1 pseudogene is annotated in these 872 nt (G+C 68.6%); it reads right to left on the bottom strand.

The window, feature by feature from the left end:
* Positions 1 to 757: pseudogene (locus IE312_RS38595) on the bottom strand (hydrolase); the annotation flags it as partial.
* Positions 758 to 872 lie beyond the last annotated feature (115 nt).

Genomic DNA, 872 nt, shown 5'->3' with positions numbered 1-872 from the left:
TGCCCGAGTAGCCGGTGCGGTAGAGCAGGCCCTTGACGCCGGCGTTGTCGGCGGGCTTGAGGGTCGCGGTGGTCCCGCTGGCGATCAGGCTCTTGGTGACGGTGCCGAAGGAGCCGTGCAGCACGGGATTCGTGCTGTCGCCGATGGCCGACGGGTGGTCGGAGCCGATGCTGAGCGAGTCGATGGAGAAGCCGAACGGGTCGGTGGAGTCGACGCTGTTGTTCGTCATCAGGTCGTTGAGGATCTCGACCGCGTCGTAGCCGTCGTTGTTGCGGTCGGCTCCGGTGTGGTCGGAGATCATGAACAGTCCGCCGCCGTTCTTGACGAAGGTCATGATCGCCGTCTTCTCGGCACCGGTGAAAGGCGTGTTGGGTTCCGGCAGGACCAGCGTGTCGAAGTGCGTCAGGTCGGTCGCGGAGGTCCCGCCGTAGCTGAGGGCGGAGCCGGACGGCTGGGTCTTCAGGCTGTAGTTCCCGGTCTTCTGCAGGGCGACGCCCCAGGAGGACAGGGCGCCGGTCCAGTCCGTCTCGGCGGACGGGGAGGAGTCCTGGCCGAGCGGGTCGGGCTGGCTGGTGGAGACGATCCAGTCGGCGTTGCCGGCCGTCTCGGCGTGGGCGTTGTCGAACAGGACGCGGTGCGGGGTCGCCGCGTGGGCGGGGGTGCCGGTGCCGATCTGGAGGGCGGCTCCGGTGAGGAGCAGCCCCAGGCCGGCCAGGGCGGTGCCGCACCTGCGGCGGGATCTTCCGGGTCCGGTCATCCGTCGAACCTCCGTGTGGGGTGGGGAGAGAGGCGGTGGGGGCGCCCCGTCTGCGCGCGTAGAGCAGGCTCGAGCGTTCTACACGCGTCAATTGATTGAAAGGTACATGGCATGA

It is taken from the genome of Streptomyces capoamus (genome assembly GCF_014654935.1).
Taxonomy (GTDB): Bacteria; Actinomycetota; Actinomycetes; order Streptomycetales; family Streptomycetaceae; genus Streptomyces; species Streptomyces capoamus.
This window is presented reverse-complemented; position numbering and strand designations above follow the sequence as displayed.